General features: G+C 34.3%; 22 protein-coding genes. 7 read left to right on the top strand and 15 right to left on the bottom strand.

Going from position 1 to position 20601, the window contains the following annotated elements; genetic code table 11:
• The first annotated feature begins 17 nt into the window (after positions 1-17).
• From ACMAYX_RS14435 to ACMAYX_RS14425, 3 genes are read left to right on the top strand one after another with little or no spacing between them, the layout of a single operon-like run.
• Complete coding sequence (locus tag ACMAYX_RS14435) at positions 18-1448, top strand: sensor histidine kinase (protein WP_412471038.1); 1431 nt, start codon at positions 18-20, stop codon at positions 1446-1448.
• Positions 1429-1791 (top strand): response regulator, encoded by a 363-nt coding sequence (locus tag ACMAYX_RS14430; RefSeq protein ID WP_103218499.1) that lies wholly within the window; start codon positions 1429-1431, stop codon positions 1789-1791. Before ACMAYX_RS14435 ends, ACMAYX_RS14430 begins: the two co-directional genes overlap by 20 nt.
• Positions 1792-2688 carry an NAD(+)/NADH kinase gene (locus tag ACMAYX_RS14425; RefSeq protein ID WP_103218500.1) on the top strand — a complete coding sequence of 299 codons (897 nt, stop codon included), beginning with the start codon at positions 1792-1794 and terminating at the stop codon, positions 2686-2688. It abuts the gene before it with no gap.
• A 2-nt stretch (positions 2689-2690) separates the two neighbouring features.
• On the opposite strand, the gene ACMAYX_RS14420 is transcribed toward ACMAYX_RS14425, so the two are convergent.
• From ACMAYX_RS14420 to ACMAYX_RS14375, 10 genes are all read right to left on the bottom strand, one after another.
• Positions 2691-3413 carry a UDP-2,3-diacylglucosamine diphosphatase gene (locus ACMAYX_RS14420; protein ID WP_412470446.1) on the bottom strand — a complete coding sequence of 241 codons (723 nt, stop codon included), beginning with the start codon at positions 3411-3413 and terminating at the stop codon, positions 2691-2693.
• A 30-nt stretch (positions 3414-3443) separates the two neighbouring features.
• A complete protein-coding gene (locus ACMAYX_RS14415) occupies positions 3444-4115 on the bottom strand; it encodes a PilZ domain-containing protein (protein WP_103218502.1) in 672 nt (223 codons plus the stop codon).
• Positions 4116-4227: 112 nt separating this feature from the next.
• Positions 4228-5058 (bottom strand): flagellin, encoded by an 831-nt coding sequence (locus ACMAYX_RS14410; protein WP_103218503.1) that lies wholly within the window; start codon positions 5056-5058, stop codon positions 4228-4230.
• 442 nt (positions 5059-5500) lie between these two features.
• Positions 5501-6334 (bottom strand): flagellin, encoded by an 834-nt coding sequence (locus tag ACMAYX_RS14405; protein ID WP_103218504.1) that lies wholly within the window; start codon positions 6332-6334, stop codon positions 5501-5503.
• Between the two features lie 239 nt (positions 6335-6573).
• A complete protein-coding gene (locus ACMAYX_RS14400; RefSeq protein WP_103218505.1) occupies positions 6574-6879 on the bottom strand; it encodes a hypothetical protein in 306 nt (101 codons plus the stop codon).
• Positions 6880-7338 carry a D-glycero-beta-D-manno-heptose 1-phosphate adenylyltransferase gene (gene rfaE2 / locus ACMAYX_RS14395; RefSeq protein ID WP_103218506.1) on the bottom strand — a complete coding sequence of 153 codons (459 nt, stop codon included), beginning with the start codon at positions 7336-7338 and terminating at the stop codon, positions 6880-6882. It lies immediately after the preceding gene.
• Positions 7338-8051: an RDD family protein gene (locus ACMAYX_RS14390; protein ID WP_103218507.1), complete on the bottom strand. Its 714-nt coding sequence runs from the start codon at positions 8049-8051 to the stop codon at positions 7338-7340. Before ACMAYX_RS14390 ends, rfaE2 begins: the two co-directional genes overlap by 1 nt.
• 34 nt (positions 8052-8085) lie before the next feature.
• Positions 8086-8808 carry an RsmE family RNA methyltransferase gene (locus ACMAYX_RS14385; RefSeq protein WP_103218508.1) on the bottom strand — a complete coding sequence of 241 codons (723 nt, stop codon included), beginning with the start codon at positions 8806-8808 and terminating at the stop codon, positions 8086-8088.
• Between the two features lie 3 nt (positions 8809-8811).
• Entirely contained in the window at positions 8812-9780 is a 969-nt protein-coding gene (locus tag ACMAYX_RS14380) for a 50S ribosomal protein L11 methyltransferase (RefSeq protein WP_103218509.1), read from the bottom strand.
• Positions 9764-11284, bottom strand: coding sequence for an ABC transporter substrate-binding protein (locus tag ACMAYX_RS14375; protein ID WP_412471036.1), 1521 nt, complete (start codon positions 11282-11284; stop codon positions 9764-9766). The genes ACMAYX_RS14380 and ACMAYX_RS14375 overlap by 17 nt, the downstream gene beginning before the upstream one ends.
• 114 nt (positions 11285-11398) lie before the next feature.
• On the opposite strand from ACMAYX_RS14375, the gene udk reads away from it, so the two are divergent.
• Genes udk through ACMAYX_RS14355 form a run of 4 tightly spaced genes read left to right on the top strand, consistent with a single transcriptional unit; the run spans position 11399 to position 14587 of the window.
• Positions 11399-12049, top strand: coding sequence for a uridine kinase (udk, locus tag ACMAYX_RS14370; RefSeq protein WP_103218511.1), 651 nt, complete (start codon positions 11399-11401; stop codon positions 12047-12049).
• Entirely contained in the window at positions 12049-13656 is a 1608-nt protein-coding gene (locus ACMAYX_RS14365) for a ribonuclease J (RefSeq protein ID WP_412470448.1), read from the top strand. Before udk ends, ACMAYX_RS14365 begins: the two co-directional genes overlap by 1 nt.
• Before the next feature lie 18 nt (positions 13657-13674).
• Entirely contained in the window at positions 13675-14190 is a 516-nt protein-coding gene (locus ACMAYX_RS14360) for a hypothetical protein (RefSeq protein ID WP_103218513.1), read from the top strand.
• A gap of 10 nt (positions 14191-14200) precedes the next feature.
• Positions 14201-14587, top strand: a complete 387-nt coding sequence (locus ACMAYX_RS14355; protein ID WP_103218514.1) for a hypothetical protein — start codon at positions 14201-14203, stop codon at positions 14585-14587.
• Positions 14588-14650: 63 nt separating this feature from the next.
• On the opposite strand, the gene ftsZ is transcribed toward ACMAYX_RS14355, so the two are convergent.
• The 5 genes from ftsZ to murC form a co-directional block, all read right to left on the bottom strand.
• Positions 14651-16189 (bottom strand): cell division protein FtsZ, encoded by a 1539-nt coding sequence (gene ftsZ, locus ACMAYX_RS14350; RefSeq protein ID WP_392993849.1) that lies wholly within the window; start codon positions 16187-16189, stop codon positions 14651-14653.
• 14 nt (positions 16190-16203) lie between these two features.
• Entirely contained in the window at positions 16204-17457 is a 1254-nt protein-coding gene (gene ftsA, locus ACMAYX_RS14345; protein ID WP_103218516.1) for a cell division protein FtsA, read from the bottom strand.
• Positions 17458-17549: 92 nt separating this feature from the next.
• Positions 17550-18287, bottom strand: a complete 738-nt coding sequence (locus tag ACMAYX_RS14340) for a hypothetical protein (RefSeq protein WP_103218517.1) — start codon at positions 18285-18287, stop codon at positions 17550-17552.
• Complete coding sequence (gene murB, locus ACMAYX_RS14335; RefSeq protein WP_103218518.1) at positions 18287-19195, bottom strand: UDP-N-acetylmuramate dehydrogenase; 909 nt, start codon at positions 19193-19195, stop codon at positions 18287-18289. Before murB ends, ACMAYX_RS14340 begins: the two co-directional genes overlap by 1 nt.
• On the bottom strand, positions 19188-20564 hold the full coding sequence (gene murC / locus ACMAYX_RS14330) for a UDP-N-acetylmuramate--L-alanine ligase (RefSeq protein ID WP_103218519.1): 1377 nt from the start codon (positions 20562-20564) through the stop codon (positions 19188-19190). The genes murB and murC overlap by 8 nt, the downstream gene beginning before the upstream one ends.
• Positions 20565-20601 lie beyond the last annotated feature (37 nt).

Raw genomic sequence — 20601 nt, 5'->3', positions numbered from 1 at the left:
ATGCAGATAAAGCTGTCTTGGATTCATTATTTCAAGACAGCAAATTTTTAACTACCTCAAAAAAAAATTCTCAACTACAGATCGTTAAATATAATAAAGATGAAATTGAATTAAAAATCAATAGTAAGAAATTCGTTCTAATGAATTCGACAGATTTTCTTTCTGATAAAATATGTGATGCAAAAGAGCTAACTCTACTGCCAAGCAAAGAATTTCAATTTAAAAAGAAAGATAGTATTCGATCATTCCTAAAGGCACTTACAAATGCAGATGAGTTAAATGGATTTAGCTCCTCTCAAATGCTCATTCATCAAAAAGGTACTACTAATATATACTCTATCACCTACAAAAATGATGAATATTATGAAACTTATCAAGAACCTACTTTTTTTAACACTTTATTCGCAAAAGTTAGAAAGAGTAAAAATAAGTCTTTTGATCAAAAAGAGTTACTTAATAAGGATATACAATTAGACGGACATTTCTTAGCAAAAGAATTATCGTTTCGTGACTTTAACTTAATTATTCTCCTATCACGTAATGACCTATTCCCTGTTTCAGATATAGACAGAACAAACTTCGACAAGTTGATCATTAAATCTATTCCTAAGTTATTTAATATAATAACTGTAGAAAGTAGCAGGCAATCAAAAATCGAAAGAGATAAAATTCTCTCTAATTTCCCTATCAATTCTTTTGTTATTGAAGATGATGGAGTTAAGATCAATCAAATCGGTATTGAAGATCATCAACAAGACACAAGCTCACTTCATCATGAAAGAATACTACTAATGGGAGAACTCTTAAACACACTAAGGCACGAACTCAGTAACCCACTTTTTGGAATTGATCTTTCTCATAATCTTCTCATAGAACAAACTGAAGACTTCGATGTAAAAGATACACTTTCGCATATATCAAACAGCGTAAAAAGATCACAAGCTATTATTCAAGAGTTTTCAAATTTATATAAGGATGATGAAGAGTTCACTTCAACATCATTAAAAAACTTAATTGCTGAAACAATCATTTTAACAAAATCGGAATCAAGATCCCACAAAGTTAATTTTGACATGAGCAATGATATTGAAATAATGACTAACGGAACATTATTAAGTCAGGTTATATTTAATTTACTTATTAACAGCTCACAATCACTTAATGTTAACAATATTGCAAACTCAAGAATCGATATTAACGTTAGTGAAGTTAATAATAAGATTTTGATCGATATAATTGATAATGGGCCTGGAATATCTAAAGATATAGAAAACAATATATTCAATCCGTTTTTTACAACAAAAGACACTGGAACAGGACTAGGCTTAGCAATTTGTAAAAATTTAACTAAAAAGATTAATGGTGATATTTATCTCATTGAATCCGAAGAAGGCGCCCACTTCCAAATAAATATTCCCAAGGTAAATCATGAAAATACTAGTTGTTGAAGATGAGCTTCTGATACAGAAAACTATTGTAACTCTACTTAAACGAAAAGGGGTAGATGTTATGTCTACGGCCAGTGGAAAAGAAGCAATAGAACTTATCAAAGAACACAATTATGAGCGTATTATTTGTGATTTAATGCTTCAAGATATTACTGGTTTTGATATAATAGAAGAATCCAAAACTAAATATAATGAATCAGAAATTTCAAAGATTTTTTATATTATTACTGCATACAGTTCTGAGCAAATTGTTCAAAGGGCTGCAAGTTATGGTTGTAAAGTAATACAGAAACCTTTTGATGATATAAATAACTTTTTAAATGAAGTTATAATTGAGGAATAAATGGCAATAACAAACAAAGTAGCAATAATCTTAAAGCCAAAAGTAGTGACAGAATTTTCAACTGTTCTACCAAACTTAACAAATTGGCTAATAAGAAGAAAGGTCGATGTCTACTTTGAAAAATCTCAAGAATCACGCATCTTAAAAATATTCAAAAACAGCCAACCTGAAAATTTTAATTTCATTAATCGAGATGATATTGCTAAAAAATGCAAAATACTAATTACGCTTGGTGGTGATGGGACCTTAATTGGTGCTGTAAGAAGTAAAGATATTAAGAAGGTGAATATCTTTGGAATAAACATGGGTAATCTTGGATTTATCGCTGAGTTTGCAAAGCACGATTTCTATGAAGGTCTTGAAATGGCACTGAAAGGAAAATTAAAAACTCGCAAAGTTCAGATATACCAAGCTGAGATTACACGCCCTGGACACAAGAAAATTAAACTAAACTTTATGAATGATGCTGTTATTACTAAATCTGGTATTTCAAGAATGTTTAATCTTGAACTAGAGGCAAATGGCGAGAGTATATACAACCTAGCAGGAGATGGATTAATCGTGAGTACACCGATTGGGTCAACAGCATACTCACTAGCTGCGAATGGACCAATTCTACACCCTAGTGTTAAAGGAGTTGTCCTCACTCCAATTTGTCCACATGCCCTAACCCATAGACCGATGGTTCTACCAGATAATGAAACATTAAGTATTATTATTCCACGTGGGCAAGAAGACATTTATCTTACTATTGATGGACAAAAAGAATTTAAACTAGAGCCTAAAGACGAGATTCAAATAAAAAAATCTAGAAGTAGTCATGTAAACTTCTATATTAACGAAGAAAGAAATTACTTTAGAACTTTAAAAGAGAAGTTTAAATACGGAAGAAGATAAGATTAAATTAATTCTTCAAAACTATAGTCATCATTGATAATTAAAAACTTATTTGAAGCTGGTACGTATCCACAGTTATAGTATGAAAAATTCTCAGAAACGTATTCATCTTGATAATGACTATGGCCACAGATAATTATATCGACATTGTATTCTCTTGAAGCAATTTCAGCACTCTTTCTAAACTTATCGCGAATTCCATCATTCAATTGTGTTTGACCATATCGTTTTTCATTTCTTTGTCTACTTTTATGAGAAAGGTAATCCCCAATGGCCTTTACGATCTTATAATTGAATATATATTTTGAAATAAGTGCTAAAGGGTAACTCCTAATAAAGCCACGCCATACTCGGTAATTGAAATTTTCAATTTCTATCTCATCGCCATGGCAGAATAAAACTTTTCTTTCATTCACAATTTCTACAAATGGTTTAGTTTTTACAATTATTCCATTATCAGTTAGTAAGTCTTCAATATGAAAATCGTGATTTCCTTGTATATAGAAAATTGTCGCACCTATATCTTTAATTTCCTTGATACGTGTAAAGAACCAGTCGTATTGCTTTTCATACTCTTGGTAGCTTCCAACCATTAAGTCAAAAATATCACCTAGTAAATAAATACGATCATTTTCATTGAAATCAATAGATAGAAATTTTTTAAGAAATTCAGAATTTTTTTGATCCCATTTCACGTGGACATCAGAAATCACATAACAACTCATAAAGTAATCATATAGGATTAGTGCAGATAATCAAAGTAGATCTTTAATAAGATTATCACAACCCGCTTGAAGCTTTTTCACATGCTTTCGATATTCGGGGTTATTATCAATTGCAACTGCAATTCGATAAGCACCGTATGGAAATCTTGAAATCTGATAAGGTCTGATCTTCTTTTTATTTACAACATGGCCTTTCACATGAATTTTTTCTTTTGCAAATCCTACCTCAAAATTTAATACCTCATTCTTATTACTAAAGAGCTGTTCATATTGAGATGCACCCAAGACAAAAGAAATCCCTCCTTCACTTATATCGAAGATTTCATATTTTATATTTTGAAAACAACTATAAAGTGGAATCAAAGGCTCAAAGCGTTCATGTTCACGTCTCTCGAGTCTCTTCTCCTTTACTGGATACGAGATCTCTAAGCTATTACCATGTGATGCATTTAACTCGCTAATGAATATTAATTGTAAATCTGGAATATAGAACTTTAACAGTCCTGGCCCTCGAACAAAGTGGGCCAAGCTATCTCTTAAGCCATCTTCGATTGTTAAAAAGATTTGTTTGGCAAAGGCATTAAGACTTTTTATTTTGGCCGGAAGTCTAACGATATTATGATCAATAACGTCCCAGACAATAACTTCACTGTTTTCATTTATTGATTCAATAATATCTTGTTCAAACTTCTTTGTGCTCATTTGTCTCTCAACCTTAGTATACTTCTTTCTCCTAAAAAGGCGGCCTTGGTCTCTCCTACACAAGGCCGCTTAATTATTTAAGAAAGGAGTGGGGGCAGGACCCCCATATTTATTAACCTACTAATCTAAGTGCTGCAGAGTTCAGATTATTAGCCTGTGCTAACGATGAGATACCTGCTTGCTTAGCAATATTAGAAGAAGCTAATTGAGATGACTCGAAGGCCACGTCAGCATCCTCAATTACAGATCTTGACGAGTCTAAGTTAGTCGCTTGAATCTCAAGGTTATTAACCGAAGATTGCAGCCTTGACTGAATCGCACCGAGATTCGCTCGTTGCTCTGATAAACTCGTAATGGCCTCATCCACGTTCTCCATTGACGATCTTGCATCATCTTTAGAAGAAACGCTTAAACCTGAAATATTCAGTGCGGATGAAGTTGCATTTGTTTGAGAAGGGTCATATTGTATTTGCCCACTATCGCCAGCAAAAGTACCAACCTGAATATCCATCTCGGAACCTGATCCATTTAATAATTCAATCGATCCATACTTTGTCGACTCAGCAATACGATCAACTTCTTTAACCAATTGCTGATATTCTTTATCAAGGAAGCCACGTTCAGTATCACCAATCGTATCCGATGCGGCCTGAACTGATAGCTCTCTCAATCTTACTAAAATATTACTTGTTTCATTCATGGCACCTTCAGCAGTCTGAACCATTGAAATACCATCATTTGCGTTTCGAGAAGCCTGACGTAAACCCTTAACTTGTGCTTCCATATTCTTAGCAATCGCTAAACCGGCAGCATCATCTGCGGACTTGTTAATCCTCTTACCACTCGATAACTTCTCCAAGGCCTCCCCGGAAGCTTTACCTGTTTGTTTAATGTTTTTCTGCACCATTTGCGCAGCGGTATTAGTTGCAATACGTAAACCCATTTTTTTCTCCTTTCCTCACGTCCTACTAAAATAGCTTTCAGACAAAATTAGTGTTCACAAATACCTGTTCGTTACACTCGGTTAAATACTTTAGTTAATCCCTCAAATATTTGGAAAAAAGTATATAAATTAACATGAATTCAATAGGTTAGAAAATAAGGTATCAATAATAAGTACTTAAAAAATGGATGAAAATCGACATTATTTTTTGCCACTAATAAATGATTAGGATCATATTTTGAAATAAGATTTATGAATATAATTAGAAATGAGCGATTCTCTCTCCTGAGTTTCTGCTCTTTCAAGATTCTAGTGGGCCACGTGAAAACGTGGTCTATTTATTTAAGCTCAATTTTTCAAAATGAAAGTATAAGATAAATGAATAAGGGCCTTCCGAAGAAGGCCCTTACTTGTAGATGTTGCTTTCGATTTAGATTTTTACTTAACCGATCAGTCTCAGTGCAGATTGGCTCGAAGCGTTTGCTTGCGAAAGTACCGAAGTTGCAGAGTTAGTAAGGATATTCGCCTTAGCTAAGTTTGCAGACTCTGCTGCTACATCTGTATCTCTGATTCGTGAATTTGCGGCACTCATATTTTCATTAGAGATTTCTAGGTTATTAATTGTAGACTGTAGTCTATTTTGTAAAGCCCCTAGCTCCGCACGTCCACCAGACACTGATGTCATCGCCTTATCAATAGCCTCAAGGTTAGTCTGAGCGTCACCTTTTGTTGCAACAGAAAGCCCACCAATACCTAGGTCTTCTGTCTTAACTGATACTGCTGATGGCTTGTAAGCAATTCTGTCATTAGTTTCATCATTATATAAACCAATTTGGAATTCCTTATCGTCACCTTCACCATTAATTAGTGATGTTCCGTTAAACTGTACTGACTCTGCAATTCTATCAACTTCTTTAGTTAGTTGTTGGAATTCTTTATCAGTAAATTCACGTTCAGTATCACCAATTGTATCTGATGCAGATTGTACTGAAAGCTCTCTTAGACGAACTAAAATATTTGATACTTCGTTCATCCCACCTTCAGCGATCTGAATCATTGAGATACCATCACCCGCGTTTCTTGCCGCTTGTTGAGTACCTCTGATATTCGCTCTTAACTTTTCAGATATCGCAAGTCCTGCAGCATCGTCACTTGCCTTGTTAATTCTTGAACCTGATGAAAGCTTGTTTAAAGACTCATCTTGTGTTCTCTTAACTTGACCTAGACTTCTTTGTGCTGAAATTGACTGTGTGTTCGTGTTAATTCTTAATCCCATTACTATTCTCCTCGAATAAGCAACCTCCTTGTGTAATTTGCGTTGAAACTCCTTGTCTCAACAATTTTAAATCCCAAACAACCAGACCCATCTGGTTGCAATACCCATAACGGTTACTCGGAAATATTCTTGAGAGAAAAGTGGAAGATTTTTTACTTTTTTGGACGCAGTATTTGCCACGATGACAATATGATACCGAACAACTCCGACCGATTACTAAAGGAGCTCAGGAGAATCAATTACTTAAGAAACAAATCGTTCAAATCAAGCATATACTGGAGCATTTCACTCGGTGATTTAATTTTGTAATCAATAGGAAATCTATTTTTTAATGAAGTATTAATAAATGCAAAATCATTATTAGCAACATAGTGCTTACTTCTTAAATTTGATAATTTAAAATTACAATCTTGAAATTTTACAACAACTACTAATCCAGATTTGAGAGTAGCTTTAATTGTTTTTAAAATTTGCGAAAAAGGAATTTCAATACTAGATTCTTCGTTAGAAATAACAGCGTAATCTTGATGTAAATGTATATACACTTACGATCTACCTTGAATCTTTTCGATTAAATTCGTCGTAGAATAGCCGTCTTCAAAGTTTAGACTTAGCACTTGTCCACCATTGGCCGTTACAACATCATGTCCAACAATTTGCTCAATGGCCCAGTCACCACCTTTAACTAGAGTATTTGGTAAAACAGCATTAATCAATTCATACGGCGTATCTTCATCAAAAATAAAAACCTTATCAACAGCTTTTAAATTTTCAAGCATAAATTGGCGATCATTCTCTGGATTAACAGGTCTATCTTCACCTTTCAAACGCTTAACGCTGCTATCTGAATTAAGTCCAATGATAAGTACATCACCGAGCTTCTTCGCTTCATTTAAGTACATTAAATGTCCACGATGGAGAATATCAAAGCAGCCATTAGTAAAAACAATTTTTTGCCCACTAAAGTTAGCTTCAACATAATCCTTTGCTTCTTGATATTTCATTACTTACTCTTTTTTAAACTATTTCCAAAGAACTTCTTATCAAGCCCTAGAATATACGGAAGACCTAAAAGTGGAATTGAAATGAATTCAAATAAAGTTCTTTCAATAATAGTATTAAATGCTGCTTCATTAGAAAGCTTTGGTTTTAATCCACAGATGTATTGACCAAAAGTAGGTCTATAAACTGATGTTATACGATAGATAATATGAATCAGTACAAATAAAGCAATCAAAAATCTATAATTTGAATTTTGAAGTGTGATTTCAATAAATGACTCTTGAGGTAGGCCACTTACTAAAAACATTGCAGCTAATGTGACAGCAAAAACAACTAAAGACACACTCATATCAATTATGTAAGAAGCAAAACGCCTCGCAATTGAGACATCTTGAGCTTTACTCTTAATTTCAATTTCACGATTTACTTTAGGAATCTCAGACTCAGTTCCTTTACGATAGAAAGCTTCAAGTTCTGATGGAACACTCATTTCTTTTTCACGGCCAAGAACTTTATTAAAGTTATTAACATGTGACTGAGTTGGTGTAACTTCAACTCTGGCACTTTTTAATACTTCTTTACTTGCTCTTCCATGGTGAAAGCCTAGACCTTCATTAATTGGCTTAAATGGTATATCTTCAATTTCAAAGTCTTCAAATTCTTCGAAGTCATTTAAATTTATTGGTTTCTTATTATGTTGTGTATCTAAATTCATCCCTGAGCCCTCTTATAATAGGATGACACATTTTTTATTTAACATCAAATTTTCCAAGTACATAGCCCACAATTGTCAGTACTGCACTTTCCGTTTTGAGAATAGGTGTCGCTAGCCTAAGGCCAATTACATTATTCTCCTTAAACATAAGTTCTTCTTCACGGTTAGAGAGACCACCCTCCGGTCCAATGATAATTAAAATACGTTTATCTTTGATGCTTTTAATGTCTTCGATATCATTACCATTTGCACGGGATAATGTCGTTAGGAATATATAATCATACTGATGGAAGATCTCAAAAAGAGCATCTAAACTAGCAGTTTCATGATGCACAATCGGCATATAAGGATTATTAGATTGAATTAACGAGCTTTCAATTACAGAGCTAACACGATCAAAGTTCTTTATTGACCAGTTAGAATAATCTGCTTGAAACGGAAATACTTCAGAGATACCGACTTGAGTTGCATTCTTAAGTGCGTTTTCAAAAGCCTCTCTTTTTGGAAGACCTATTGCTAAGTCGATATTTGAAAACTTATCTACTTTCTCAAAGGATTTTATTTTAAGAGAAACTTCTCTCTTGGTGCAATTTATAACTTCACTTGTATAACGACCACCTTGACCATCAAGTAGTAGTACTTCATCGCCTTTTTTAACTCTTACGACTTTAATTAAGTGGTGGCTTCGATCATCTGAAAAGCTTAGTATTCCATCAATCGATGGAGAAAGATCATCTCGAGTATAAATAGCACGCATGAACTACTCCTTTCTTAAAAGAATTGCAGACCAATCACCTTTAGATAATACATCAATTTTCTTCAAAGACTTATACTCTTCAATTACATCATTAACTTGTTCATTTAAGATTCCAGATAAAACTAAATAACCATTATCATCTAGGGAATCTAGGAGTACTTCCTTTTCTGAAACAAGAACATGCATAAGTATATTTGCAAAAACTAACTTGTACTTATCATCAAGATTAAAGCGTTTACGAGCAACTAGTCGATGTCCATTTAAGCGATCTTCATCTAAATTGAGTTTTAAGTTTTCATGACAATTATCAAGTGCTGCTGGATCAATATCAACAAAGTCTACGAGCATATTACTTTTTTTGATTGCACCAATACCTAGAATTCCAGATCCACATCCAAAGTCTAGACACAGATCTTTATCCTTAAATGAATCCTTAACGGCCATAAAATGTTTCAAGCATAAATAAGTTGTTTCATGCTCACCTGTACCGAAGCCCATTCCAGGAATAATATAGATATTGTTATTATTTGATTTGTAATCTTCTTCTTTAAACCATTCAGGAATTACACTTAGCTCTGGAGTTACTTCAATAGGTGCATAGTGCTTTTTCCAAACTTCATTCCAATCTGAGTATTCCTCATCCTTAACTTCAATAGATAAGTCCATACCTTCAATCGCTTTAACAAAATCATGGGCCCTATTAATGTCACCTTGGAAGAAAAAGTAATTAAACTTTTTCACATCTTGGTCATCTGATATATCAACGACTTCATCAATAACAGATTCTGGAACATCTCCACCAGAATAGGCTCTTTCTCCTAAAATTTCATCAACACGAGCTTCTTCCATTGAGAATTCTTCAATCCCATCAACTTCAAAGTCATTAAGGGCGATTTTATTTACTTCTTCACACTGTGAGCTACTTTGAAACTCGATCGTAACAATTTTAAAGATTTCAGTTTTTACAGACATTCTCAATTTCCTTTAAAACTAGAAAGTTTCCATTTGGATATATCTCTTTCAGTTTTATACATTTACTCATCACCCAAATAACATGCGGGTGCCATAAACTAATATATGGGTATTGTTCGTTTACTACAATATTGGCTTTTTTATAAAGAGCAACTTCCTTCTTCTTATCAATAGTTTGCTCTGCCTTTACAATTAAATTATCGAATTCTTTATTATCAAAAAAGACACGATTTGCACCTTTTGGGGCCATATTTTCAGAGTAAAAAGCGAACTTAAGCATATCTTGACCAGTAAAGCCGATCCAACGCCCTAAATAAAGATCATATTCCCCTCTTTTGACTCCCCTAAGAAATGTTCCCCACTCCTGAGGGACAACATTAACAACGAGACCAAATTTTTCGAATTCATTCTTGATAATTGTAACAAGTTCTTGTTGAAACTTATTACTACTAGTCTTCCAAGTTAGAGAGAATGTCTTACCTTCTGGGTCGTACCAAACACCATTCTTCCTTACAAAGCCCGCTTTTAAAAAAAGATCATAAGCGACTTTAGGATCAAACTCATCGACGGGCATGTCTATATAGAAACTCTTAAATGATTTTGCGAACAGTCCATTAGATGCAACAGCATTATTTTTAAATTTATATTCTATAATTTTGTTACGTGGAACGAGATGGCTTAACGCCTTTCTAATATTAACATTTTGTAGAACACCCTTCTTTTGATTTAGTCCTATAAAATTATAATCTGTTCCCAAAACCTTTTGAACATTCACATCACTATTCTTTTCTAAGTAGTTAACCTTACGAGGTGAAATATTAGCGACAGAAAGATCAATCTCACCTTTAATAAGCTTCAAAGAAAGGGTTGTTTCATCTTTAACGACAACAAAATTTAAATCATAATGACCTTTCTTAAGTGACTTCAAGTCGATTTGTAGTGGAGCAATTTTAGTAATCTTATAATCACCTGCACCTACAATATCGACCATTTCAACCTTATCGATAACGTCGTAATTAGGAATTTGAATAATTTTAAATAGAACTAAGTTGGGAAGATGATCAAGGCCAAAACTCTTATAAATTAATTCGAATGTTAATTTATCTATAATCTTAACTTCTGTTATATTTCCAAATGCGAATCTAAAAATTGATTTGATCTTAGCCGTTTCTGTGAAATAAAAATGAGACTTTTGAACATCTTTAGAAGTTAATTCTTCACCGTTAGAAAATTTGAGACCTGGCTTAAGTTTAAAGCGAATCTTATAATTATCCTTTGTGCGAAATTCCTTGAACGATTCACACAACTGACAAATAGGTTGCATATTACTGTCAAAGTCGATTAGTGATGCATTAATCAGACGATTGATATTTTGCGAATTTGCATCAGTTGAAAAAAATGGGCTTAAGCTATTAGGCGATGATGAGATTGCGACATTAAGACTCGCTCCGTAAACCATTGAACTTAGGAAAGAAATTAGCAAAATAGATAAAATTCTAGACATCGAATATCCCTGACGAATGACACAAATGTAATTATTATAAGATTATCACCTCTTTTATTTGATGTGAACTCAATCTGTGATAAGTTACTGAAAACATTCAAACAAAGGTCATCTATGAAGCTAATTGGAATCACTGGTGGTTCAGGTTCAGGAAAAACTACTTTTGCATCAAAGGTAATTTCTAAACTACCAAAAGAGAAAGTGTCAGTTCTATCAATGGACTCTTACTATCTACCAGAGCAACCAAAAGAGCATTATACGAAATCAGGACGACCAAATTACGACCATCCTCAAGCATTTGACTGGCCTCTTCTTCAACAACATATTACAGCACTGAAGAATGACGAGTCGATTGAAGTTCCAAATTACGATTTCAAAACGAGTAATCGTACCGCTACAACGACGACTTTAAAACCTACACCAGTTGTTCTCTTTGAAGGAATCTTCACACTTTTTGATCAAGAAATTAGAGAGAAATTAGATATACGTTGCTTTCTCCATGTTGAAGCAGATATTCGCTTCACAAGAAGACTTAATCGAGATGTTGCAGAAAGAGGTAGAAGTTTAGAAAGTGTTATCAATCAATACTACGATAGCGTACGTCCAATGTATGAAAAGTTTTTAGCACCTCAAAGACAATATGCAGACTTCATCGTTGGAGAAGAAACTGATGTTGCATCTGAGATATTAGCTGCAAGATTACTACAATTAGTTGAACACAATAAAGAATTCGAATTATTGCTGAATTCGACAAAAGGATCTTAATGTCTAACTTAAATATTTCACCTCTCGGCGGAGTTGGACAGATTGGTTCTAACGCGACTTTAGTATCATATAAAAATACAAACCTGATTATCGATAGTGGAATTCTATTTCCTTACGAAGACTGTTTTGATATCAACTACTTGATTCCAGATTTAAAAAATGTTGAAGTTGAGATTGATGCTTTAATTATTACTCACGGCCACGAAGATCATATTGGTGCGATCTCTCACTATATTGAAAGATTTCCTGAAGCAGAAGTATATGCTCCAACTTTCGCAAAAGAACTAATTGAAGATAAATTATCGTATTTGAATCTTTCAAAAAAAATAAATCGCTTAGAGAGTCAATTAATTCTCAATGAAATTGAAATAGACATCGTCCATGTTAATCACTCTATTCCAAACACTAAAGGGATTCATCTTGGTATCAAAGAAATCGATACTGGAGTGCTTTTTATTTCCGATTTCAAGTGTGATTTTAATTCGGAATACGAGGAACCGATTGAATTAGAAAAGATCAATCTTCTGTCTAAGAAATTTAGTAATAGAATTGCAATGCTAGATTCTACAAATATTACAAGCAGCAATGATAGAACGACATCAGAGTCGGAACTAAAAAAAGACTTAGCTACTTTTATTTCAGACGCTAAGGGACGAGTATTCATAACTTGCTTTGCTTCTAACATTCATCGCCTACAAACTATTTTCAATATTGCTCAAGAACTCAAATTGAAAGTCGTTCCCTATGGTCGTTCATTACTTAAGTACACACAAATTGCTAGAGAATGTGAAATCTTCAATGATCATGGACTAGTTCGTGAAGTTGAGTCAGTAGCGGACTTAAAGAAAAAACATATTATTCTTTGCTCAGGTAGCCAAGGCGAGTTCAGAGGAACAGTAAAAAGAATTACAAGTACAAGTGATAAGTATTATAAACTTAATGAAACCGATACTTTCATCTTTAGTTCAAAAGCTATACCGGGAAATGAAAAAAAATTATCTCTTCTTTATAATGAAATTACAGATAAGGGTTGTGAAGTCATAACACATTACAATGGAATGATTCACGCATCTGGCCATCCTGGTAAAGCAGACCTTAAAGATGTATACGATCACTATAAACCAACGATTGCTATTCCAATTCATGGGGAAACATATTTTCTAAGAAAGCATTGCGAATTTATAAAATCAATCCTTCCTAATACACAAGCTATTGAGATTAAAAATCACGACTGCATTTCATTTACACAAGATGGTAAATTAAAAGTTAATCGTTCACAGGAGATTCCTCCAATTTTAATCCACGGCAATAGAATTGTTATTGAGCGCGAAAAAATTTCAGAAAGAAGAAAAATGGCCACCCTCGGTACAGTCTTTGTTTCTATTTCAAATAATAGTCTAAAACGTTCAAAACATAGAGTTCACGTAACAACAATGGGGATACCTGAGGATTCAGATCAAATTAGTCAACTACAAGAAATTTGCTTTGATTACTTCAACGAAAATGGAACGATCGATCAAAGAACAGAACGCATCAGGGTAGCGGTAAGAAGATATTTTCAAAATATACTAGGATATAGGCCCCTGGCCATTGTTCATATTTGCTAAGTCCATTAAACTAATAACATGGACAATTCAGTTATCATCATTGCATTACTTGTAATCATTGCTATTGCGCTATTTATGCTCATTGGGGTATTTGCATTCATTGCTTTTCGAAAAGAAATAAAGAAAGAAGAAACACAAGACGGAAAGCTAACTGATAAAATTAATAATCTCTTAGAAAAAAACAAGCCTCAAGAAAAAATTCTTGGTCTTTGTAGTATTTGTGAAAAAGAACTTGTTGAAAATGATTACTTCAATGTTGATGCTCTTCACCTATGCCGTGAACACTTCAACTTGTACTCAAAACACGAGTGGGTATCTATCACAAACGAAAGAACAACTAGTGAAACACCAGAAAAGGGTGTTTATATTTATAATTTTAAAAAGAATACTTGGAATAAACATAAAATCCCAACTTTCATCTTATGCGAGTACAAAATTGATGTTGAAAGTGACTTAATTGAAACTTATGTACAATTGCACGTTCAAAAAGAAATTGAAGATGAAATGAGGGAGAGATTGAAAATAGAAAAGTAAGGAAGTAAAAGTGAACGATCTTGAAATACTAAAAGGCCAAATTAATCAGATCATGAAAGAGAATAAACCAAATATTGTCTTTGATTCTAAACATGACCGCTTAATTAGAGAATGTGAAAAGGATTTAACATCAGCTGGTTTAAAACAAAAAGTATCTTATACTATTGATGCTTTAATGCCTGAAAAAAGAGATGTGAAATTTGGTGGTGGTCAATTTAGTCGTTGGCAATATGAATTGAGCTGGCAAGAATGGGAAGGAAACTACAGACTTGTCTTAAGAAATATTCCGCACAATAATTCAAAACTCTTAATTAAGCTTCCAGAAGATTTTAAGGCCGATACAGCAGAGCTGTTAGAATCATTCAAATCAAATATTTTAAAATCAAATTCATTATAAAAAAAAGGGCCCTTACGGGCCCTCTTTTTTGATGTTTCCATCAAATATACTTTGGGGGGAATCCTATCGCTCTACTTGGCGAAAAGTTTCAGTTCCAGAAGGTTGTTGTGTTTCTTCTTTTCTTAAGTATGAAGGAGTATCTAATTCATCTTCATCAAAATTGATAAAACCTAGTTTTTCCGCAATTGATTTTGGACGATCTGATTTCTCAGCAGTATTGTTCCCAGTTAATACTTTCTCATTGGCCCATGGGTCTACTTCAGACTTTGAAGCTTCATATTGAGATGCAGCTTCTCTAATTGAATCAGTAAGACTTGGTCTTTGAGTCGTTTCTAAGTTATCACCATCAAATGAGTGAGCTCTTGAACTTTCAACAACTGTATCTTGTACAAGTTGTTCACGTTGAGCTTCCATTTGAATCTCTCTCATTGCATCTACCTGTGGGTTAGATTGAACAGGAGCTTCATGGTAAGCAGCTTGTTGCATAGCAGGTTGAGCAACTGGTTGCTCATAAACTGGCTTTTCTTCAACAACTGGAGCAGCTGGAGCTACAGGTGCTACATATACTGGCTTAGACTCTTGAACAACTGGTCTTCTAAGTTCTTGTTGAGGAGCTACATTAACAGCTGCTTCACGACCACCAAGACCAGTAGCGATTACTGTTACTTTGATATTATCTTCAAGCTCATCATCAACTACTGAACCAAAGATTACTTCTGCATCTTCATCAGCTGCTTCCATAATTAAAGTAGCTGCTTCATTTACTTCATGCATAGTCATTGAAGAACCACCAGTGATGTTAATGATGATACCTGTTGCACCATCAATTGAAATATCTTCCAGTAGTGGTGAAGAGATAGCTTCATTAGCTGCCTTAATAGCTCTATCTGGACCTGCACAAAGACCTGTACCCATTAGAGCAAGACCTTTATTAGACATAACAGTTGAAACGTCTGCAAAGTCAGCATTGATATGACCAGTAGTATTGATAAGGTCAGAGATACCTCTAACTGCATTTAAAAGTACTTCATCAGCTTTCATGAAAGTTTCTACTAAAGATAAGCTTTCACCTGCTAATTGAAGAAGTCTTTGGTTAGGAATTGTAATTAGTGAATCAACATTTTCCTCTAGAGTTTGGATACCAGTTGATGCTTGTCTCATTCTCTTCTTACCTTCGAAGATAAATGGTTTTGTAACAACACCAACAGTAAGAGCACCAAGCTCACGTGCAAGTTTTGCAATTACAGGAGCTGCACCAGTTCCTGTTCCACCACCCATACCGGCAGTGATAAATACCATGTCAGATCCTTCTAGAACCTGGCTTAGCATTTCATACTCATCTAGAGCTGCTTTACGACCTACTTCTGGGTTGGCCCCAGCGCCAAGACCTTTAGTTAGCTCAACACCTAGTTGTACTTTTGTTGGTGCTAAGTTTACAGCAAGTGCTTGTGAGTCAGTGTTAGCAACAATATATTCAACACCAGTTAGACCGGCCTTAATCATTGTGTTTACGGCATTACAGCCACCGCCACCAACACCAACAACGCGAATCTTCGCGCCTTCAGTTAGTTTTAATTCGTTGTTGTCAGAAATTTCGAACATAAGTTCCCCCTTATTTAAAAAATTTCTCTGAATACTGATTTAATAGATCCTGATAATTTGCTTACAATATCTATTTGATTAATATCTTCTTCCTCTTCTACTTCAACTTCTCTGCCTTTTGAGGCTTCAAGTAGAAGACCTAATACAGTTGAAAATTTTGGATTTTGCATAATATTTGTCATGCCACCAAAAGCTATTGGGAAACCTATTTTAAGTGGTCTCTCTAGAAGATACTCACCAATCTCAGGCATTCCCTTAATCATGGCACCACCACCAGTAAGAACAACTCCCCCACTGATTTCATCACCAAGATTTTTTTCTTTAATAATATTTTTAATTAGATCAAATAATTCTTCCGCTCTTGCACCTAGTACATTTGCGACTGTGTGCAGTTGTACTTCTCTTGGCTTAGTTCCAGAAATCCCTTGAACTGTAATATGAGCTGATTGATTAACTTGTTCTGGAAGAACAGATCCGTGGTTAATTTTAATTCTTTCAGCTTCTGCATGAGGAATCTTAAGTGCTACAGCTAGATCATTTGTGAAATGATTTCCACCGACTGGAATTACCTGTGTATGAACAAGAGCACCATCTTTCCATAGTGCAAGATCTGTTGTTCCACCACCGATATCAACTAGTAATGTCCCCATTTCTTTTTCTTCAGGAGAAAGAACTGATTCAGAAGAAGCAATTGGTTGAAGTGTAACGTTTTCAACTTTAACACCTGTATGCTCAACACACTTCACTAAATTTTGAATCAAAGAGATTGATCCAGTAACAATATGAACGTGTGCCTCTAGACGAGTTCCACACATACCAATTGGATTTTTAATACCAGTTGTATTATCAACTTTATACTCTTGTGCAATTACGTGAATGATTTCGCGATCACTTGGCATTACAACAGCTTTTGCTGCTTCAAGTACGCGATCAACATCATCTTGAGAAATTTCATTTCCTTTAACAGCAACAACACCAGAACTATTGAAGCTGTAGATATGACTTCCAGCGATTCCAATAGTTGCGCTATGGATATCAACTCCTGCCATTAGCCTAGCTTCTTCAAGCGAGTTATGAATTGAGCGTACTGTTTTATCGATATTTACAACACTGCCTTTCTTTAAACCATGACTTGGATGTGTACCAATACCAATGATTTCAAGCTCAGCTTTACCAGTGTTTTGATTAGAAATGTTTTGGATACCTACGATTGTGCAGACTTTAGTTGTACCAACGTCTAAACCGACAACGATGTTTTTTTCTTTCATTGAGAATCCTTTCTCTAGTTTTTCTTACAGAATCATTCTGTTAATAAAGAAATCTAACGGCAATTTTTACCGCATATAATGAAATTTTAGAATTAGTCGTTGAACTTGACAACAACTTTTTTGGAATTTGTAATATTTATCACAGATGGAATTTTCTTTTTCTTGTTCATATAACCAATGATTTGAGTCAACTTTTCAACTTTAAGAGGCCATTCATCTTTACCCATAAAGACGCTCGAAGGCTTTCCTTTAATTGAAAGAATCATCGTTAACTCTTTATCATCACTGATGATAACTTCAGAAATTAACTTTCTAAAAACAAGATCAAGATCTGCAATAATACGAGTGATATTTTTCTGAACAGTCTTATCCATTTCCCCTACTGGGATAGCAAGGTATGGTAGAGCATAATTTAATTTTTTTTCAGTTCTTAGAAGTATCTCATAAGTAGGATCAAATAGTTGACCATTATCAACAAGAATTGCTTCATAAGACTCCATCCCATTCTCTTTATAGATTTGAACTTTCATTAATGGGGATGGACATTCGTAGATAAAGTTTAGCATTCCTTCCATTGGATCATACTTAATAGCGTAATCTGATAAGAAATGTTTTTCTTTCAATTTATCTGCTGCAATAAGATTCTTCATACTTCTTAAAGAACGATTCTTTTCAAAGTCTTTCACTAGTTTCAGTGTAAGTGTTCCAGCAGCACGTGAAGGACATTTACCAAAAGCTGTCTTATATTTAATCTTCTCCGTAGGTTGAGAGACTGCTAATGCAGATCCACTCAAAAGAAGAAAAGAAATAATTGAAATAGCTTTTTTCATTAAATATCTATCCTGACTTCAGGCTCAAACTTTAAACCGTAATTGAGGTAAAGCTCATCCTGAACAATTTTAATAAGTTCTTTTACATCGCTGGCCGTGGCTTTATCGAAATTCTCCATAAAATTCCCATGGAGATTACTTACTCGTACGTCACCAACCTGTAATCCTTTCAAATTAAGTATATCAATAAATTGTCCTGCAGTGCAAGTTCGCTTATCTCCAACGATATTTTTAAAGACACTTCCACAAGTTTTTTCCTTTAATGGCTGTGACTTATTTCTCATTAGTAAGTAGTTACGAATCTTTTCTCCAAGGTATTTATCTTGCCCATTAGCAACTAGCTCGACTTTATAAACAACATCACCTGGCTTTAGAAAGTTGTTTTGACGATAAGAAAAACTATCTTTCGTTACCTCATGAAGATACTCATTCCCCTCTTTATCAATATACCAAACGCAGGCGATGATTTCACTAATCCAGCCAAGGCCTGTGCCAGCATTCATAAATACGGCCCCACCAAGAGTTGCAGGTATCCCTGTTATAACCTCCCATCCTTTGTTACCAAATTTTGAGGCATGAGAAGTTAAGCTTGATAACTTCACTGACGCAGGAAGAATATAACTTTCTCTATATTGATTAAAAATCGCACGATCATAATCAAAGTCTAAATTAATTATTGGATTTACAATTCTCTCATTTAAAAGTTGGTTAGCACCAAGACCTAAAAGCATATAAGTTATATTTTTAGATGTAAGTGTTCTTACAACTTCTTTAAGGGCAACCAAATCCTTTACAGTAATTAGGTCACCTTTAGACTGAAGTCTCATCGTTGAATATTTTGATAGATCTTTATCTATCTCAACTTCAATATTTTGAATATTACTTAGGATATCTTCAATCTTATTCATTGCGATCGTTATCTAAAACCCATTCTCTAATCACACGGCCAATAGAACCAGCTCCCAAAGTCATAATTGTCGAATTCTTATTAGACTTAATAATTGTATCTAAATCTTTAAGCTCAATATTCTTTGCAAGTCCAGGGTGAAGACGATTAATATCTTCAACTAATCTTTCTGAAGTAATTCCTGGGATAGGACTTTCACTGGCAGGATATATTGGACACATATACAATTCATCAACATCATTAAAGCAATGTAGGAATTCATTCCAACAGTCTTTAGTTCTTGAAAAACGGTGCGGTTCAAAGATTGCAATCTTCTTATGTGATCTAATTTCTTTTAAAGTATTTAGAGTGTTAGCAATTTCTGTTGGATGATGACCATAATCATCTAAGATTTCCACTTCATCTGTTTTATATAGTAACTGGAAACGACGCCCTACATTTTCAAAGCTTCGAATTGAGCTTCTAATCATGTCGACAGGAACTCCCATTTTATGTGCAATAGAGATAGCCCCTAGAGCATTTTGAACATTGTGCTTACCTGGAAGATTAATTGTGAAACGTCCAAGATTTTGCGACTCAACAATAAGATCAAACTCAGAGCAAAGGTCAGACATTTTAATATCGACGGCCCTATAATCTGCTTCTTTTTCAATTCCAAAAGTAACAATAGGTTTTTTAACCTTTGGAACGAGACTCATTAGTCTCTTGTCATCTGCATTTAAAGAAGAAAGGCCATAGAATGGAACTTTATTAATAAATTCTTCAAAGCTATCCATTAATACATCTTCACTTCCATAGTGATCCATGTGATCAAGATCGATGTTTGTTACGACAGACATAATTGGATTTAGCATAAGAAATGATCCATCTGATTCGTCCGCTTCTGCAACAAGATACTCACCAGTACCAACTTTTGCATGACCAGCAAGATTGGAAACAATACCACCAATTATATATGTTGGCTCATAGTTACTGGCCTGTAAGATCGTCGCTAAAAAACTCGTTGTCGTCGTCTTGCCATGAGTACCAGCAATTGCGATTCCTCTTTTAAGTCTCATAAGTTCAGCTAACATCTCAGCTCTTCTCATAATAGGAATTTGTTTTTCACGCGCCATCTGCATTTCTGGATTTGTTTCGTTAACAGCAGATGAGTAAACCACCACAGTAGTATCCGGTGTGATATTCTCACGCTTGTGTCCGATAAATACTTCAGCTCCTAGACTTCTAAGTCTTGCAACATTTGCTGATTCACTAATATCTGAACCTGTTACTTTATAGCCAAGGCTTAGTAGAATTTCAGCGATACCGCTCATACCAATTCCACCAATTCCAATAAAATGCACGCTAATATTTTGAATATTAATATTCATACTTGTTCCTTTTCACAAGATTACTTCTTCTAAATTT

Source organism: Halobacteriovorax sp. RT-2-3 (genome assembly GCF_047085075.1).
Classification (GTDB): Bacteria; Bdellovibrionota; Bacteriovoracia; order Bacteriovoracales; family Bacteriovoracaceae; genus Halobacteriovorax_A.
The sequence above is the reverse complement of the archived record's forward strand: the minus strand, read 5'-3'. Positions and strand labels throughout refer to the sequence as shown.

Bases quoted from the DNA above. Each gene is read 5' to 3' on its own strand.
- ftsZ (WP_392993849.1), bottom strand. From the start codon at position 16,189: ATGTTCGAAATTTCTGACAACAACGAATTAAAACTAACTGAAGGCGCG.
- udk (WP_103218511.1), top strand. From the start codon at position 11,399: ATGAAGCTAATTGGAATCACTGGTGGTTCAGGTTCAGGAAAAACTACT.
- ACMAYX_RS14425 (WP_103218500.1), top strand. From the start codon at position 1,792: ATGGCAATAACAAACAAAGTAGCAATAATCTTAAAGCCAAAAGTAGTG.
- ACMAYX_RS14340 (WP_103218517.1), bottom strand. From the start codon at position 18,287: ATGAAAAAAGCTATTTCAATTATTTCTTTTCTTCTTTTGAGTGGATCT.
- ACMAYX_RS14365 (WP_412470448.1), top strand. From the start codon at position 12,049: ATGTCTAACTTAAATATTTCACCTCTCGGCGGAGTTGGACAGATTGGT.
- ACMAYX_RS14405 (WP_103218504.1), bottom strand. From the start codon at position 6,334: ATGGGATTAAGAATTAACACGAACACACAGTCAATTTCAGCACAAAGA.
- ACMAYX_RS14360 (WP_103218513.1), top strand. From the start codon at position 13,675: ATGGACAATTCAGTTATCATCATTGCATTACTTGTAATCATTGCTATT.
- rfaE2 (WP_103218506.1), bottom strand. From the start codon at position 7,338: ATGAAATATCAAGAAGCAAAGGATTATGTTGAAGCTAACTTTAGTGGG.
- ACMAYX_RS14380 (WP_103218509.1), bottom strand. From the start codon at position 9,780: ATGTCTGTAAAAACTGAAATCTTTAAAATTGTTACGATCGAGTTTCAA.
- ACMAYX_RS14415 (WP_103218502.1), bottom strand. From the start codon at position 4,115: ATGAGCACAAAGAAGTTTGAACAAGATATTATTGAATCAATAAATGAA.
- ACMAYX_RS14385 (WP_103218508.1), bottom strand. From the start codon at position 8,808: ATGCGTGCTATTTATACTCGAGATGATCTTTCTCCATCGATTGATGGA.
- ftsA (WP_103218516.1), bottom strand. From the start codon at position 17,457: ATGAAAGAAAAAAACATCGTTGTCGGTTTAGACGTTGGTACAACTAAA.
- ACMAYX_RS14410 (WP_103218503.1), bottom strand. From the start codon at position 5,058: ATGGGTTTACGTATTGCAACTAATACCGCTGCGCAAATGGTGCAGAAA.
- ACMAYX_RS14430 (WP_103218499.1), top strand. From the start codon at position 1,429: ATGAAAATACTAGTTGTTGAAGATGAGCTTCTGATACAGAAAACTATT.
- ACMAYX_RS14420 (WP_412470446.1), bottom strand. From the start codon at position 3,413: ATGAGTTGTTATGTGATTTCTGATGTCCACGTGAAATGGGATCAAAAA.
- ACMAYX_RS14375 (WP_412471036.1), bottom strand. From the start codon at position 11,284: ATGTCTAGAATTTTATCTATTTTGCTAATTTCTTTCCTAAGTTCAATG.
- ACMAYX_RS14390 (WP_103218507.1), bottom strand. From the start codon at position 8,051: ATGAATTTAGATACACAACATAATAAGAAACCAATAAATTTAAATGAC.
- murC (WP_103218519.1), bottom strand. From the start codon at position 20,564: ATGAATATTAATATTCAAAATATTAGCGTGCATTTTATTGGAATTGGT.
- murB (WP_103218518.1), bottom strand. From the start codon at position 19,195: ATGAATAAGATTGAAGATATCCTAAGTAATATTCAAAATATTGAAGTT.